Origin of the sequence: Streptomyces sp. NPDC059668, assembly GCF_042734135.1 — a bacterium.
In the GTDB taxonomy this organism is placed as follows: Bacteria; Actinomycetota; Actinomycetes; order Streptomycetales; family Streptomycetaceae; genus Streptomyces.
Genome location: NZ_JBHWEL010000032.1, coordinates 1 through 14,751 on the forward strand (window position 1 = coordinate 1; position 14,751 = coordinate 14,751).

At 72.6% G+C, this 14,751-nt stretch carries 10 protein-coding genes; 4 read left to right on the top strand and 6 right to left on the bottom strand.

What is annotated here, in order from left to right:
- Positions 1-474, top strand: a 474-nt coding sequence (locus ACFV2J_RS22840; protein ID WP_385440261.1) for a cbb3-type cytochrome c oxidase subunit I, incomplete at its 5' end; no start/stop codon positions are given.
- Positions 471-821: a hypothetical protein gene (locus ACFV2J_RS22845; protein WP_385095921.1), complete on the top strand. Its 351-nt coding sequence runs from the start codon at positions 471-473 to the stop codon at positions 819-821. The genes ACFV2J_RS22840 and ACFV2J_RS22845, both read left to right, overlap by 4 nt.
- Before the next feature lie 47 nt (positions 822-868).
- Here the strand turns inward: ACFV2J_RS22845 and glpK are convergent, their stop codons facing one another.
- From glpK to ACFV2J_RS22865, 4 genes are all read right to left on the bottom strand, one after another.
- A complete protein-coding gene (gene glpK / locus ACFV2J_RS22850) occupies positions 869-2,386 on the bottom strand; it encodes a glycerol kinase GlpK (protein WP_385095918.1) in 1,518 nt (505 codons plus the stop codon).
- A gap of 24 nt (positions 2,387-2,410) precedes the next feature.
- Positions 2,411-3,256 (bottom strand): MIP/aquaporin family protein, encoded by an 846-nt coding sequence (locus tag ACFV2J_RS22855; protein ID WP_385095915.1) that lies wholly within the window; start codon positions 3,254-3,256, stop codon positions 2,411-2,413.
- Between the two features lie 163 nt (positions 3,257-3,419).
- On the bottom strand, positions 3,420-5,300 hold the full coding sequence (locus tag ACFV2J_RS22860) for a cellulase family glycosylhydrolase (protein ID WP_385095912.1): 1,881 nt from the start codon (positions 5,298-5,300) through the stop codon (positions 3,420-3,422).
- 160 nt (positions 5,301-5,460) lie between these two features.
- Positions 5,461-7,449 carry a GTP-binding protein gene (locus tag ACFV2J_RS22865; RefSeq protein WP_385440266.1) on the bottom strand — a complete coding sequence of 663 codons (1,989 nt, stop codon included), beginning with the start codon at positions 7,447-7,449 and terminating at the stop codon, positions 5,461-5,463.
- Between the two features lie 279 nt (positions 7,450-7,728).
- On the opposite strand from ACFV2J_RS22865, the gene ACFV2J_RS22870 reads away from it, so the two are divergent.
- A complete protein-coding gene (locus ACFV2J_RS22870; protein ID WP_385096144.1) occupies positions 7,729-8,961 on the top strand; it encodes an XdhC family protein in 1,233 nt (410 codons plus the stop codon).
- Positions 8,962-9,026: 65 nt separating this feature from the next.
- Here ACFV2J_RS22870 and ACFV2J_RS22875 read toward each other — a convergent pair whose 3' ends face one another.
- Entirely contained in the window at positions 9,027-9,554 is a 528-nt protein-coding gene (locus tag ACFV2J_RS22875) for a metallophosphoesterase family protein (protein WP_385096141.1), read from the bottom strand.
- Positions 9,555-9,622: 68 nt separating this feature from the next.
- The gene (locus ACFV2J_RS22880; protein WP_385440270.1) at positions 9,623-12,067 is read right to left on the bottom strand and encodes a SpoIIE family protein phosphatase; all 2,445 of its coding nucleotides are present in this window, start codon (positions 12,065-12,067) and stop codon (positions 9,623-9,625) included.
- A 313-nt stretch (positions 12,068-12,380) separates the two neighbouring features.
- Between ACFV2J_RS22880 and ACFV2J_RS22885 the strand changes: the two genes are divergently transcribed.
- Entirely contained in the window at positions 12,381-14,552 is a 2,172-nt protein-coding gene (locus ACFV2J_RS22885) for a SpoIIE family protein phosphatase (RefSeq protein WP_385096959.1), read from the top strand.
- Positions 14,553-14,751 lie beyond the last annotated feature (199 nt).

Consider the following 14,751-nt stretch of genomic DNA (forward strand, 5'->3'; position numbering starts at 1 on the left):
GCGATGTTCTCCGGCTTCCACTTCTGGTGGCCGAAGATGACGGGCAAGATGCTCGACGAGCGGCTCGGCAAGATCACCTTCTGGACGCTGTTCGTCGGCTTCCACGGCACGTTCCTGGTCCAGCACTGGCTGGGCGCGAACGGCATGCAGCGCCGTATCCCCGACTACCTGGCGGTGGAGGGCCTGACCACCCTCAACACGGTCTCGACCATCTTCTCCTTCCTGCTTGGCGGTTCCCTCCTGCCGTTCTTCTACAACGTGTGGAAGACCGCCAAGTACGGCGAGAAGGTCGAGGTCGACGACCCGTGGGGGTACGGCCGTTCGCTGGAGTGGGCCACCTCCTGCCCGCCGCCGCGCCACAACTTCCTCACCCTGCCGCGGATCCGCAGCGAATCCCCCGCCTTCGATCTCCACCACCCGGAGATCGACGCCGCGCGCCCGCAACTGGAGTCGGCGCGCGGGGAGCTGCGATGACGGCCATGGACGACCGCCCGGTCGATCCGCGGGCCCTCATCAGCGAGCTGGAAGGCCATCTGCTCATCGAGGCCGCGCGTGCCGAGGGGCGGGCGGAGGCGGCTCGCTTCGCCCGGTCCCTGGCCTGGCTGACGGACACCCAGCGGGAGGAGGTGGAGCGGTCCTACGTGGACGACTACCTGGGGCTCACGCGCCGTTCCTGGGAACGGACGGCACTGCGCGGCCGGGAACTGCGGGCCGAGTACGAGGCGGCGTACCGCGCGCTGCGGCGCCGGCTGTGCACCGCGTTCCTGCTCGGCGCCGTCGTCCTGGCCGTGGTGACCCTCGGCCCGGTGGGCGCACGCTGACCGGTGGACACGAGAGTGGCGTACGAGGCGGGCGGCTGGGGCGCGGTCTATTCCACCGCGGCCCAGTCGAGCGTCCGCTGCACCGCCTTCTTCCATCCCGCGTAGCCCTCCTCGCGCCGGTCCTCGGACCACTGCGGTTCCCAGCGCCTGGACTCCTGCCAGTGGGTGCGCAGTTCGTCGGTGTTCCGCCAGAAGCCGGTGGCCAGACCCGCCGCGTAGGCCGCGCCGAGCGCGGTGGTCTCGGCGACCACCGGACGGCTGACCGGTACGCCGAGGACGTCGGCCTGGATCTGCATGCACAGGTCGTTGGCGGTCACGCCGCCGTCCACCTTGAGCACGTCGAGGTGGACTCCCGAGTCCTGCTCCATGGCCTCGACGACGTCGCGGCTCTGGTAGCAGATGGCTTCCAGGGTGGCCCGGGCCAGATGCCCGTTGTCGTTGTACCGGGCGAGGCCGACGATCGCGCCGCGGGCGTCGGAACGCCAGTACGGGGCGAACAGCCCCGAGAACGCGGGGACGAAGTACACGCCTCCGCTGTCCTCGACCGTGCGCGCCAGCGTCTCGCTCTCCGCCGCGTTCTTGATGATCTTCATCTGGTCGCGCAGCCACTGCACCGCGGACCCGGTGACCGCGATGGAGCCCTCCAGGGCGTAGACCGCCGGGCTGTCGCCGAACCGGTAGGCCACGGTGGTGAGGAGGCCGTGCTGCGAACGGACCGGTTCCGTACCGGTGTTGAGGACCAGGAAGTTTCCGATGCCGTAGGTGTTCTTGGCCTCGCCCGGCGCGTAGCAGACCTGTCCGACGGTGGCCGCCTGCTGGTCGCCGAGCACCCCGGTGATCGGAACGGCGGCTTGCAGGGGCCGGTCGGTGCGTGTCACCCCGTACGCCTCCGGATGGGACGAAGGGTTGATGGTGGGCAGCATCGCCCGCGGGATGCCGAAGAACCCCAGCAGCTCGTCGTCCCAGTCGAGGGTCTCCAGGTCCATCAGCATGGTGCGGCCGGCGTTGGTCACGTCGGTGGCGTGGACGCCTCCGTGCGGGCCACCCGTGAGGTTCCACAGGACCCAGCTGTCCGTGTTCCCGAAGACGGCGTGTCCCTCTTCCGCCGCCTCGCGGACGCCGTCCACGTTCTCCAGGATCCACTGGATCTTGCCGCCGGAGAAGTAGGTCGCCGGCGGCAGCCCGGACTTGCGGCGGATGACATCGCCGCGGCCCGAACGTTCCAGGGCCGCGGCGATGGAGTCGGTGCGGGTGTCCTGCCAGACGATCGCGTTGTAGTAGGGACGGCCGTTGCGCGGGTCCCAGACGACGGTGGTCTCGCGCTGGTTGGTGATGCCGATCGCCGCCAGGTCGGCCGCGGACAGGTTCGCGCTGCGCAGCGCGTTCTCGATCACGGAGTCGGTGCGCTCCCGGATCTCCACCGGGTCGTGCTCGACCCAGCCGGAGCGCGGGAGGATCTGGGTGTGCTCCAGCTGGTGCTTCGCCACCTCGTTGCCCGCGCGGTCGAAGATCATGAACCGGGTACTGGTGGTCCCCTGGTCCACGGCGCCGACGAAGTCAGCCATGACGTGCCGCCTTCCGCGGAGGTGTCAGCCCTCGGAGGCCGGGACACGGCCGGGGGGCTCGGGCTCCGCCGAGGGCAGGAACCGGCCGACGACGCCCTTGTACAGTGCCCCGCCGATCAGGCCGCCGACCAGCGGGCCGACGATCGGCACCCAGAAATAGAAGTTTCCGTACTGGTCCCGCCACGCACTGCGGTACCCGGTGAGGAAACTGGCCAGCCGGGGGCCGAAGTCGCGCGCGGGGTTGATGGCGTACCCCGCGTTGGTGCCCCAGGCCATGCCGATGCCCACGACGACCAGACCGGTGATGAACGCGCCCAGGTTGGCGCCGGGTGGTGTGTTGAGCAGGTCCGTGATGGCCAGGATCATGAGCAGCAGCAGAGCGGTGCCGATGACCTGGTCGCGGAACGCGCCCCATTCGTGGACCGGCAGGTTCGGGTTGCCGTTGGCGGGCAGCGTGGAGAACACCGTCTGCGTCTTGAAGGTGTGGCCGGGGTCGGCCTTCGCCAGTGCCTCGGTGTAGTTCCAGCGCACGAGAAGCGCCGCCACGAAGGCGCCGGCCGTCTGGGCGAGCGCGTACGGCGCCACCTTGCGCCAGGGGAAACCCTTGAACGTGGCCAGCGTGACCGTCACCGCGGGATTGAGGTGGGCGCCGCTGAGGCGTGCCGCGACGTAGACACCCATGGTGACGCCGATGCCCCACGCCCAGGAGATGCTGTCGTGGTCGCCGAGTCCGCCCGGTGGGCTCGTGAGCGCGCCGCCGGCCACCACCTGGGCCACCACGGCGCATCCGAACAGGATCAGCACCATGGTGCCGACGAATTCGGCCGCCATTTCACCGACCAGGCCCAGCCTGTTGAACCGCTCCCTCATGGAAGCCCGCTTCCCGCCGGCTCACGACCGGCCGTCGACTGCCCGAGCTTTGCCGACATCAGCATAGGACGATCATGAGATAACCGCATTTACGCGCAGATATAGGGCGTCACGGATGGTCACGGTGCCCGGAAGGCGGGACACAGGGGTCCCACGGATGTCGTCAGGGCACCGGTCGGACGGCCGCCGTCGCGGCCCATGAGCTCAGTTCGGCGCGGGCCGCGCTCAGCAGGTCGGCGGAGGGTGCCGTCGCCCCGTTCGTGACCAGCGCGTAGTGCGGGGCCCCCGCGCCCGGCGCGGTGAGCAGCAGGCGGCGGGCGCCGGTGCCGCCCGGCTCGGGGGCCACGGCGATCGGCGTGCTCGTGGTGTAGGCGGGCGGGGAGTACGCCGTACCGAGGTCGGACACCACCGTCGTGGCCGAGGTGGCGAAGGATGCCGGGAGATGGAGTTCCGTGGGCGCGTCGCCGCCGTCCGAGCGCCAGACCAGCAGGCCGTACTGGCCCGCTCCCACGAGCTGGGAGACATGGGGCAGGGTGGACGGGACCGGGTTCCAGGTCAGGGTGGTGGAGCCGTCCCGGGAGCGGTCCTCGTAGGCGAAGGCGAGCGTGCTGCCCGCGGTCGCGCTCGGGTAGAGCCGGTCCAGGAGGCGGGCGTCCTGGCGCAGGACGGCCGCGCCGGAGTCGTCGAGGCGTACGGCGGACAGGTCCTCGTCGTTCCACGCGTCACCGGAGGTGCGGACCTTGGCCGCGTTGCCGTTCATCAGCTCGTGATGGCGGCCGCTGTAGAGGTCCCACTGCCACTGGGTGCCGGAGAGGACGGGCCCGGAGGACGCCGGCCGGGACCACCAACCGGCTCCTGGCAGTCGGGAGTCCAGAGCCTGGTACATCGCCTTGAGGACCGCCGGGGCCTTGTCCGCCACCCATCCCGACAGCGGGTGGCCGAACTCGCTGACGACCGCCGCCGTGCCCGAGGCCGTGGCACGGTCGCGCACCGTGGAGAAGTCGGTGGTGTACTGGCCGTCCTCCGCCTTGCCCCACATCAGGACGCCGGAGATCGCCTTCTGGTCGTAGAAGTGGGTGTCGAACACGTACCGGGGGCCCAGGGTGTCCGCGTCCAGCAGGCCGCCCTCCTGCCGCTGCGAGTCGATGTTCGCGTTCCAGAAGAGGTTCGGTTCGACGAAGGCGGGCTTGTCCTGCCAGCCGGCCGCGTCCATCCGGGCCCGGAACCGCACGTAGAACGGCCAGAGCAGGTCGCGTTCCCAGGCACGACTGGTCTGGCCCGAGTCGTAGCTGCCCGCGTACGGCTCGTTGAACGGGTCGAAACCGACGACGCCCGCGAACTCGGCGGTGGTGAGGTGCTGTTCCACATACGCCAGGGTGGCCTGGGCCGTGGTCAGGAAGGCGTCCTGGAGACCGTGGGCGTTGTGCCAGAAGTCGTACTGCGCCTGTTTCACCGCTCCGTTCTGGGTGATGTTCTGGCCCCAGAAGAGACAGATCCCGCACGACTCGCCCGGGTAGTTCCCGGCGTCCACGGCCCACCGGGGAGCGCCGTCGCCGGTGTACCAGCTGCCCGCGTCGAAGAGGTGGCGGGAGTAGAGGTCCTGGTGGAAATCGGGGTACACGCGGATTCCGGCGTCCAGGAAGGCGCGCATCTGGGCGGTGGCCGCGGCGAGGTAGGCGGTGTCGACCTGACCGCGTACGGGTTCGGCGTGGGCCCAGGAGAACAGGAAACGTACCGAGTTGCCGCCGCCGAGGGCGCGCAGGGCCGTCGCCGACTTCCTGGCGTCGGCGACCGAGGCGAAGGGGAGTCCGCCGTTCTCCTCCAGCTTCGACTCGCCGGAGACGTTGTAGCCGCGCAGGACGACCTCACGGCCGAGGCCGTCGGTGAAGCGTCCGCCGTCGACCGTGAGACCGGCCGCGGCCGGCGCGTCGAACCACAGGGAGTCGGGAAGTCCGTCCGCGGCGGCGGGCCGCGTGCCCGCCGCCGAGAGGAAGCCGGTGAGGAGTACGAGGACGCCGAGCAGCCGCGCACGGAACTTCGCCATGTCCACAACAATCGACGCCATGCCTCAAGGGGTCAATACATCTGACTCGTGAGTAAGTCTCAACTCCCGGCGCCCCTCCCCCACGTCGGACGCCGTCCGTTCACGGGGCGCCCTGTCACGGGGCGCCGTGTGCTGAGCGCTCTCGTCGCACGCCCTCGCGTCACGCGCCGACCCTTCGCGTCACGTTCAGCAGGTACTCCTTCCGGTCGAGCGGGTTGAGATCGGTCCGCGGCCGGTCCGGGACCGTGCCCCTGACGACGGGCGCGTAGTGGTCGAAGGCGCACTCCAGCTCGCCCTCGCCGCGGGTCAGGCCCGGCAGCCCCTGCTGAAGCTCGTGCACCCGGGCGACCGGGACCAGACCCTCCAGCACGCACACGGTTCCGTGCGTCTCGGTGGTCGCCGGCACGGCCTGCTGCCTCACCAGCAGCGGGAGCAGGGCCCCCAGCGTGTCGGTCGGAGCCTCCAGCCGGAACCGGTGCATCGGCTCGAACACCAGGGTGCCGGCCGCGCGCAGCGCGTCCATGACCACCAGCGGGGTCAGGCCCCGGAAGTCGGCCCCCGTGCTGGACATGCTCTTGTCGAAGCCCTGATGGGCGTGGCTCTGCCGGGGCGAGTAACCGGAGTGGGTCATCGTGACCGCGCAGTCGGTGACCTCCCAGCCGTGGATCCCCTGGGTCAGGGTCTCCCGCACGGTGTCCTCGACCGCCTTGAAGAACGCGTACGGCATCGCTCCGAGTTCGACCTCCAGCCGGAACTCCACGCCGGAGCCGGCCGGGGCCGGATCGATGCGCAACCCGACGGTCGCCAGGAAGGGGTTGGGTTCCGCTCCGTTGAACTCGACCGCCGCGCCGCTGCCGACCGGCCGTTCGACGCAGAGCGGTGTCGTCTCCCGGAACAGGACCTCGATGCCGAACTCGTCGGCCAGGGTGGCCTGCACGACCTCCTTCTGCACCTCGCCGTAGAGCGACACGGAGACCTGCCGGCGCAGTTCGTCCTGGCGCAGGTTGATCAGGGGGTCCTGTTCGGCCAGTCGGGTGAGCGCGAGGTGGAGCGCGCCCCTGTCGGCCGGACGGCGGGGGACGACGACGGTTTCGAGGGTCGGGGGTGAGAAGTGGAGCTCGTCGTGCGAGGACTTCCGCGGTACGCCGACGGTGTCGCCGACACGGATGTCCCCGAGGCCCCCCAGCTTGCCGATCCGCCCCGCGGTCACGGCCGGTTCCGGCACCGCCCCGCCGCGGTCGAACACGCTGATCGCGGTGACCTTCGCCTCCTCGCCGCCGGGCAGACGCACCCGGTCGCGGGTCCGCAGCGTCCCGGAGAACAGCCGGACGTAGGCGATCTTCTCCCCGGCCGGTCCCCGCTCCACCTTGAAGACGGTGCCGGAGACCGGGTCGTCGGCCGCGCCCCCGGCCGGCGGCAGCAGCTCCCTGATCCCGGCGATCAGCTCCTCGACACCCGCGCCCGTCATGGCCGAACCGAAGAACACCGGGTGCACAAGGCTCTGCCCGGTCTGCCGTACCAGGGCGTCGTGGAACCGGTCGGGGGACACCCGGCCCTCGACATACGCGGCCAGCATCGCGTCGTCGTGCTCGGCGAGCAGGTCGGGCCGCGACCCGCGGAGCCGGTCCGCGGTGAACCGCGCGAAGCGGGCGTCCCGGGTGCCCGCTCCGTGCACCTCGCCCATCGGGACGATCGCCGGGGTGAGGCGTGCGGCGATGTTCTCCAGAACGCGCTCGTACCGTGCGCCGGCACGGTCGATCTTGTTCACGAAGACGAGTGTGGGAATCCGCAGCCGCCGCAACGTCCGCATCAGCACCCGGGTCTGGGCCTGGACGCCCTCCACGGCCGAGATCACGAGCACGGCGCCGTCGAGCACGCTCAGCACCCGCTCCACCTCGGCGATGAAGTCGGGGTGACCGGGGGTGTCGATCAGGTTGACCGTGACGTCGTCCTCGATCGTGAAGGAGACGACGGCGGACTTGATGGTGATACCGCGCTGCCGTTCGAGCGCGAGGGAATCGGTCTGGGTGCTTCCGTCGTCGACGCTGCCGATCTCGTCGATGACCCCGACCGAGTGCAGCAGGCGCTCGGTCAGGCTGGTCTTACCGGCGTCTACGTGCGCCAGGATTCCGAGGTTGAGCATGTGCACCGCGCGTCATGTCCTTCGAAGTGGGAGTGATTCCTTCCTGGGCGGACATGAACGGTGTGCGCATCGCTGCTCCTCGGTCCCGACGGATGTGTCCCGTGCAGTTCAGCAGCCGCCCGGCCCCGGCGGCAACGGATTTACGCTCGGCCGAGGCCCGTCGGCGGCCCGGCCGCGCCGGAACGGCTGGCGGCGTCGGTGGGAGGAGTGGACCCTTGAGGAGAAACGGGCCCTCGATCGGGCCGCGGTCCGCGAGGAACGGGTGAGCGGTGAGCGGAGCGAGCGATGCGTGAGATCCTCCCGGCGCTGAACCGGTGGTACGCGGCGGGCTCCCCCTTCGGGCTCGCCACGGTGGTCGCGGTCAGCCGGAGCGCGCCCCGTGACCCGGGCGCGGCGATGGCGGTGGGGCCGGGTGACGAGGTCGTCGGCAGCGTGTCCGGGGGCTGTGTCGAGGGGGCCGTCTTCGAGCTGGCCCGCGAGGTGGTGGCGTCCGGCGAGGCACGCCTGGAGACCTTCGGGTACAGCGACGCGGACGCGTTCGCCGTCGGCCTCACCTGCGGGGGCGAGATCAGCCTGCTACTGCGCAGGGTGACGGCCGGCGAGGACCCCTCCTTCGGCGCGGTCGCCGAGTCGGTGGCCGCCGGGCGCGCGGTGACCGTGGCGACCGTGCTGGCGGGCCCCGCGCCGCTCGGTGCCACCCTCGCGGTGTGGCCGGACGAGGTCGCCGGTTCGCTGGGCTCGACCGGCCTGGACGCGGCCGTCACCGCCGACGCCCGCGGCGAGCTGGCCCAGGGCGCCACCGTGCAGCGGCACTACGGACCGCACGGCGAGCGCCGTGAGGACGCCGTGACCGTCTTCCTCCAGTCCTTCGCCCCGCCGCCGCGCATGCTCGTCTTCGGCGCGATCGACTACGCGGCGGCGGTGGCCCGCGTCGGGGACTTCCTGGGCTACCGCGTCACGGTGTGCGACGCCCGGCCCGTCTTCGCGACGGCCAAGCGGTTCCCGGCGGCCGTGGAGGTCGTCGTCGACTGGCCGCACCGCTATCTGCGCGGGACGACGACCGACGCGCGCACGGTGATCTGCGTCCTCACCCACGACCCGAAGTTCGACGTGCCCCTGCTGGAGGAGGCGCTGCGCCGCCCGGCCGCGTACATCGGCGCGATGGGCAGCCGCCGTACCCACGACGACCGGACGAAGCGGCTCGTCGAGGCCGGTGTGCCGCGCGACGCGCTGTCCCGGCTCCGCTCGCCGGTCGGCCTCGATCTCGGGGCGCGGACACCCGAGGAGGTGGCCGTGTCCGTCGCCGCGGAGATCGTCGCACTGCGCTGGGGCGGCAGCGGGGCACCCCTGACGGCGACGGGCGGGGCGATCCATCCGAGGCGTCTGGGGCCGCCGGGAGCAACGCCAGGAGCGACGCAGGAGGCAACGCCAGGAGCGATATCGGGGGGATCACCGGCGGAAGCGCCTGCGGAAGCACCAGGGGGAGCGCCGGCGGGGACAGAGGCCGCCGCGTCCTGAGTGCGCCGGCACTGCCCCGGCGCGGACCCGGTCCGCCCCCGCTCGGCCCGTCCTGTCCCGCCCCGTCAGGCGTTGCCGTCCGCCCGGTTCCCGGTGCGGGGCGGCAGTCGGCGCAGGGTCACGTCGGTGAGCCGGCCGTCGGCCACGGTCGCGGTCATGTAGGTGCAGTACGGCTGGCGGCGGCGGTCCGTCGGGGAGCCGGGGTTCAGCAGGCGCAGACCGGTGCCGGTGGTGGTGTCCCAGGGGATGTGGCTGTGGCCGAAGACCAGGACGTCGAGATCGGGGTAGCGCTCGGCGCAGCGCCGTTCGCGGCCCTTGGCGGAGCCGGTCTCGTGCACGACCCCGAGTCGCAGACCGTCCAGTTCCGCGCGGGCGACCTCGGGGAGGCGGGCGCGCAGCTGTGGGCCGTCGTTGTTGCCGTGGACCGCGACGAGCCTGCGCGCCCGTGCCTCCAGCAGGTCGAGGGTGGCGGTGTCGACCCAGTCGCCCGCGTGCACGACGACGTCGGCGAGCGGGAGTTCGGCCATCAGCGGCGGGGGCAGTTCCCTGGCCCGCGAGGGGAGATGGGTGTCGGACATCAGGAGCAGACGCACGGCGTCCACCCTACGGTCCGGGTCCCTCGACGAGGCCGTGCCGGGACGGCGGGCCGGCCCGGTCCGCCTCAGTCCAGGAGGACCTCGCTCCACACCTGCTTGCCGCCGCTGACCGGCAGGCTCCCCCAGGCCGCCGACATGGCCTCGACGAGGAGGATGCCGCGGCCGCCGGTGGCCTCCCAGCCGATGCTGGTGGGCTTGATGGGCGTACGGGGTGAGGCGTCGGCGACGGCGATGCGCAGCAGCCGGTTGATGAGGGTGAGGTCGAGTCTGACCTGGCCGCCGGTGTGCACGAGCGCGTTGGTGACGAGTTCGGAGACGACCAGGAGCGCGGTGTCCATGCTGTCGTCGGTCATGCCCCAGGAGCGCAGCGTGCGCCGGGTGAAGCGGCGGGCGTGCCGGACCGCCTCGGGGACGCGCCAGATCGTCCAGCTCTCCCGGAGCGGGCGCAGCGACATGCCGTCGTAGCGCATCAGGAGGAGAGCGACGTCGTCGCTGCGGTTGGCGCCCGTGAGCAGTCTGTCGGCGACCGTCCCGAGGTGTGCGGGGTCGCACGCGGCGAGTTCGCCGGCGAGCCGGTTCAGGCCGTCCTCGATGTCGACCTCGGCGGACTCGACGAGCCCGTCCGTGGTCAGGGCGACGATCGTGCCGAGCCGCAGCCGGAGCGGGGTCATGGGGAACTCGGCCTGCGTGACGACGCCGAGCGGGGGTCCGCCGTCGGAGTCGGGGACCTCCGTACTGCCGTCCGGGTGACGCAGCACCGGCGGGTGGTGCCCGGCGCGTACGCACCAGGCGGAGCCCTCCTCCATGTCCAGGTCGACGTAGCAGCAGGTGACGAAGAGGTCGGTCTCCAGGTCCATCAGGAGCCGGTTGGCGCGCGAGACGACGACGTCGGGCGGGTGGCCCTCGACGGCGTAGGCGCGCAGGGCCGTGCGCATCTGGCCCATGAGGGTGGCGGCCTGGGCGTTGTGGCCCTGGACGTCGCCGATGACGAGGGCGACGTGGTTGTCGGGCAGCGGGATCACGTCGTACCAGTCGCCGCCGACCTCGAGTCCCGCCGTGGTGGGCAGGTAGCGGGCGACGGCGACCGCGCCGGGGAGCCTGGGCAGCCGGCGCGGGAGCAGGGAACGCTGGAGCGTGGTGACGAGCTCGTGTTCGGCGTCGAAGGAGCGGGCGCGGGTCAGCGCCTGGCCGGCGAGACCCGCGGACGCGGTGAGCAGGGCGCGCTCGTCGGCGCCGAAGTCGTGCGGGGCGTCCCAGCCGATCAGGCAGGCGCCGGCCATGTGTCCGCCGGCGGGCAGCGGCAGGATGGCGAGGCCGCCGGGGCCGACGTCGGCGAGGGCCGGCTCCAGCGGGGAACCGGCGGGCCAGACGGCCGGGCGTCCCTCGCTGAGGGCCGCCGCGAGTGTGGGCATGGCGCGTACGGGCGCGTCGGGCCACTCCGAGCGCCATTCGGAGCGCCACAGTTCCGGCCAGGCGGACGGTTCGGGCGGATCGAGGACGGTGACGACGAGGCGGTCGCCCTCCACCTCGGCGAGGGCGATCCGGTCGGCCCGCAGGGGCCGCCGCAGCGCGGCGACGACGGCCCGGCCCACGTCCCGGACGGTGCCCGCGGTGGCGAGGGCCGCGGCCAGCCGCTGTACGCGGGCCACGTCGCTGACGCCGGAGCGGAGTTTCGAGGCGTCGGCGACCGTACCGACCAGGCGTGCCGGGCGGCCGTCTCCTCCCGGCACCATGCGGCCGCGCAGCCGCAGCCACTTCGGTCTGCCGGAGGGCTGCGTGATGCGGAACTCCAGCTCGCGTTCCCCGATGGACATGTGGTCCGCCTCGACCACGGACATCAGCGTGGGCAGGTCCTCGGGGACGGTGAGGGCCAGCAGGGTCTCCACCTTGCCGTCGAACTCGGCAGGATCCAGGCCGAACAGCTCCAGCATCTCGTCGTCGACCTCGACGTGCCCGGTGTCCATGGCGAGGTCGAAGGCGCTGGCGGCCAGGGTCCCGGGGGCGGTGCCCGAGCCCGGTGCCGGGCAGACGACGGCCTCGGTGATCAGGGCGAGACACTCCCTGTCCTCGGTGTCGAAGCCGCCGGGGTGTTCGCTGACCGCGACCAGGCACCCGGCGCCCGCCAGCGGCAGTACGGCCAGCCAGAAGTCCTGGGTCGGCAGCCGGCGCGCCTCGGCACAGCGGCCGATCTCCTCCGGGCCGAGCCACAGCGGACGGCCCGAGCGGTGCGCGTCCACCGTGGGGGAGCTGCCGGTGAGGAGATAGCTGTCGCGCAGCCCGTAGAGCGTCCTGGGTACGCCCGCCGACTCGGCCAGGTGCAGTTCGCCGCCCTTCTTCGTCGGCGAGTACACCGCGACGACGGTCGCTCCGGCGAAGACGAGCGCCTGCTCCAGGACACGGCGCAGCCGTTCACGCGGATCGAGGTCCGGTGTGGGGGTCTTCAGGGAGATTTCGGCACGCAACGTCCGCGTTCCGCGTTCCGCAGCGCGCTCACTGACCACGTCCGTCATTACAGCGCGTCCGGAGCCCCCGCGCAGCCCCTGTGACCGTTCCGGCACCGGCGGGCCTGCGGTGGAGCCCCGAAGCCGTACGGGGCGCCGCGCGTGGCGCTCGCCGTGCGGCCTGGGCCGCCAAGGGGGAGCCTTAGATCATGTCCGACCCTTCGTGCCGGATCGGCGGGCGGTGTCCGGTGCGGTGCGTCGCGAGCGCGGTGGATCGCCCGTGTACGGGGTGCACCCGGGTGTTCCGGCCACGCGGCGAGGTGCCGTGCCGGATGCCGGCCGCCCGGCGGGAGGGGTCGGGCACGACCTGGCCCTGGGAGCCATGGCGCGGCCCTGCGAGGAGGTGGTCGCCGTGTCCGACTGGCGGGGGCCCGTGCAGGCGCCGGCCGGCCGTACGACCCAGGTCGGGCGGCCTCTGCTCTCGCTGACGCTGGCCTCGTTGGTGCAGGAGGTGCATGCCCACTCCGGCGCGGTGTACCTGCTGGCGAGCGGCGAACCCGTGCTGGAGATGGCGGTGATGGCCGGTATGCCCCGGGCGTTCGCGGCGCCGTGGGAGCGGGTGGGGCTGAACGCTCCGATCCCGGTGGCCGTCGCGGCGCGCGAGCGGCGGCTGGTCTGGGTCAGCGGCGGGGAGGAGATGGCCCTCCGCTTTCCCCGGATCGCCATGGTCCTGCCGTACCCCTTCGCGCTCGCCGCCCTGCCGGTGGCGACCTCGCGGACCGTGTACGGGGCCGTCTTCGTGACGTGGCCCGGCTCACACCCCCTGCGGCTCGCCGACCGGGAGCGCGACCATCTCGTCGCGGCCTGCGACCGGCTCGCGCTGCGCCTGGAGCGGGCGGCGGCGGAGCACCGTACGGTCCGCCCGGAACCCGATCTGCTCGCGCCGCCCGCCACCGCTGTCCCCGGCACACTCGGCACCGTCGAGGCGGCGCGGATGGTGGCGCGGTTGCCGTACGGGCTGTGCGCGCTGGATCTGTACGGGCGCGTCAGCTATGCCAACCCGGCGACGGCCGAGATGCTCGGCATGCCGGTCAGCGCGCTGCTGGGCACCCAGCTGTGGGCGTCGGTGCCCTGGCTCAACGATCCGGTGTACGAGGACCGTTACCGCGCCGCGCTGATCAGCCAGCACGTGACGTCGTTCGTCGCGCTGCGGCCGCCCGGTGAATGGCTGTCGTTCCGGTTCTATCCCAGTACGACCGGGCTGAGCGTGCGCATCTCCCGGGCCAGGGCCGTCGCGCGGATGAACCGCTCCGGGCCGCAGCGCGAGGACGCCCCGCGCCTGGTGACCATCTCCCATGTGCTCAGCCTCGCCGGCGCGCTCACCCAGGCGGCGGGTGTGCAGGACGTGGTGCAGCTGGTCGCGGACGAGATCGCGCCCGCCGTCGGCAGCAGGGCCCTGGTCCTTCTCGGCTCGCGGGCGGGCCGGCTGCACCTGCTCGGCCACCGCGGGTACCCGGACACGCACGCGGCGGAACACCTGGACGGGCTGCCGCTGAGCGCGCGGTCCCCCTGCACCCACGCCCTGAACAGCGGGGTGCCCGCCTTCTTCGACTCACGCGCGCAGCTGGAGCGCCTGTACCCGTCCGGGAACGCGACATCCGACGGCATGGCCGCATGGGCGTACCTGCCGCTGATCGCGTCCGGACGTCCGGTGGGCACCTGTGTCCTCGCCTACGCGGAACCGCACGCCTTCCCCACCGACGAGCGGGCCGTGCTGACGAGTCTGGGCGGGCTCGTCGCGCAGGCGCTGGAACGGGCGCTGCTCTACGACACCAAACTCCAGCTGGCACACGGTCTGCAGGCCGCGCTGCTGCCGCACACGCTGCCGTCGCTGCCCTTCGTCGAGGCGGCCGCACGTTATCTGCCGGCCACCCAGGGCATGGAGATCGGCGGTGACTTCTACGACCTGGTGCCCTCGCACGGTCTGGCCGCTGCGGTCATCGGTGACGTCCAGGGCCACAACGTGACCGCGGCGGCCCTGATGGGGCAGGTGCGGACCGCCGTCCGCGCGTACACGACCGTGGGCCAGCCGCCGGAGGAGGTGATGCGCAGCACCAACCGGCTGCTGATCGACCTGGGCGCCGACCTGTTCGCGAGCTGTCTCTATCTGCGCATGGACCCCGCGCGCGAGGTCGCGGTCATGGCGCGGGCGGGTCATCCGCCCCCGCTGCTGCGGCGGCCGGACGGACGGGTGCGGGTGCTCGACCTGGCCGGCGGCCCGCTGCTCGGGATCGACGCGGACGCCACGTACCAGACGACCGAGGTCCCGCTGCTGCCCGGTTCGCTGCTCGTCCTCTACACCGACGGGCTGATCGAGTCCCCCGGTGTGGACATCGAGGACGCCCTGGCCGGCCTCGGGCGGCGCCTCGGCGAGGCTCCCGAGCAGCCGCTCGACGACCTGGCCGACAGCCTGGTGCGGCAGAGCGGGGCGCTGACCCAGGAGCGGCTCGACGACGTGGCGCTCCTTCTGCTGCGGACCCGTGCGCACGTGTGACGGCGTCGCCGGCCCGATGTGGCATGCGGCGCGCGGGCCTGACGGCACGACACGGCGTGGTGCACCCGGCCCACCCCGGTCCGGGTCCCGCACGGCGACCGGGCCGCCGGTCCCGGGACACCGTGAGGTCCGGCCCTCCCGCCGGAGGGCCGGGCCCCCCCCCCCCGGCCGGGGCGGGGGTGCGCGGCCGGGGGCGAGG

Excerpts from the sequence above, each read along its gene's own strand:
- ACFV2J_RS22845 (WP_385095921.1), top strand. The coding sequence starts at position 471 with ATGACGGCCATGGACGACCGCCCGGTCGATCCGCGGGCCCTCATCAGC.
- ACFV2J_RS22880 (WP_385440270.1), bottom strand. The coding sequence starts at position 12,067 with ATGACGGACGTGGTCAGTGAGCGCGCTGCGGAACGCGGAACGCGGACG.
- ACFV2J_RS22860 (WP_385095912.1), bottom strand. The coding sequence starts at position 5,300 with ATGGCGAAGTTCCGTGCGCGGCTGCTCGGCGTCCTCGTACTCCTCACC.
- ACFV2J_RS22885 (WP_385096959.1), top strand. The coding sequence starts at position 12,381 with ATGGCGCGGCCCTGCGAGGAGGTGGTCGCCGTGTCCGACTGGCGGGGG.
- ACFV2J_RS22870 (WP_385096144.1), top strand. The coding sequence starts at position 7,729 with ATGCGTGAGATCCTCCCGGCGCTGAACCGGTGGTACGCGGCGGGCTCC.
- glpK (WP_385095918.1), bottom strand. The coding sequence starts at position 2,386 with ATGGCTGACTTCGTCGGCGCCGTGGACCAGGGGACCACCAGTACCCGG.
- ACFV2J_RS22855 (WP_385095915.1), bottom strand. The coding sequence starts at position 3,256 with ATGAGGGAGCGGTTCAACAGGCTGGGCCTGGTCGGTGAAATGGCGGCC.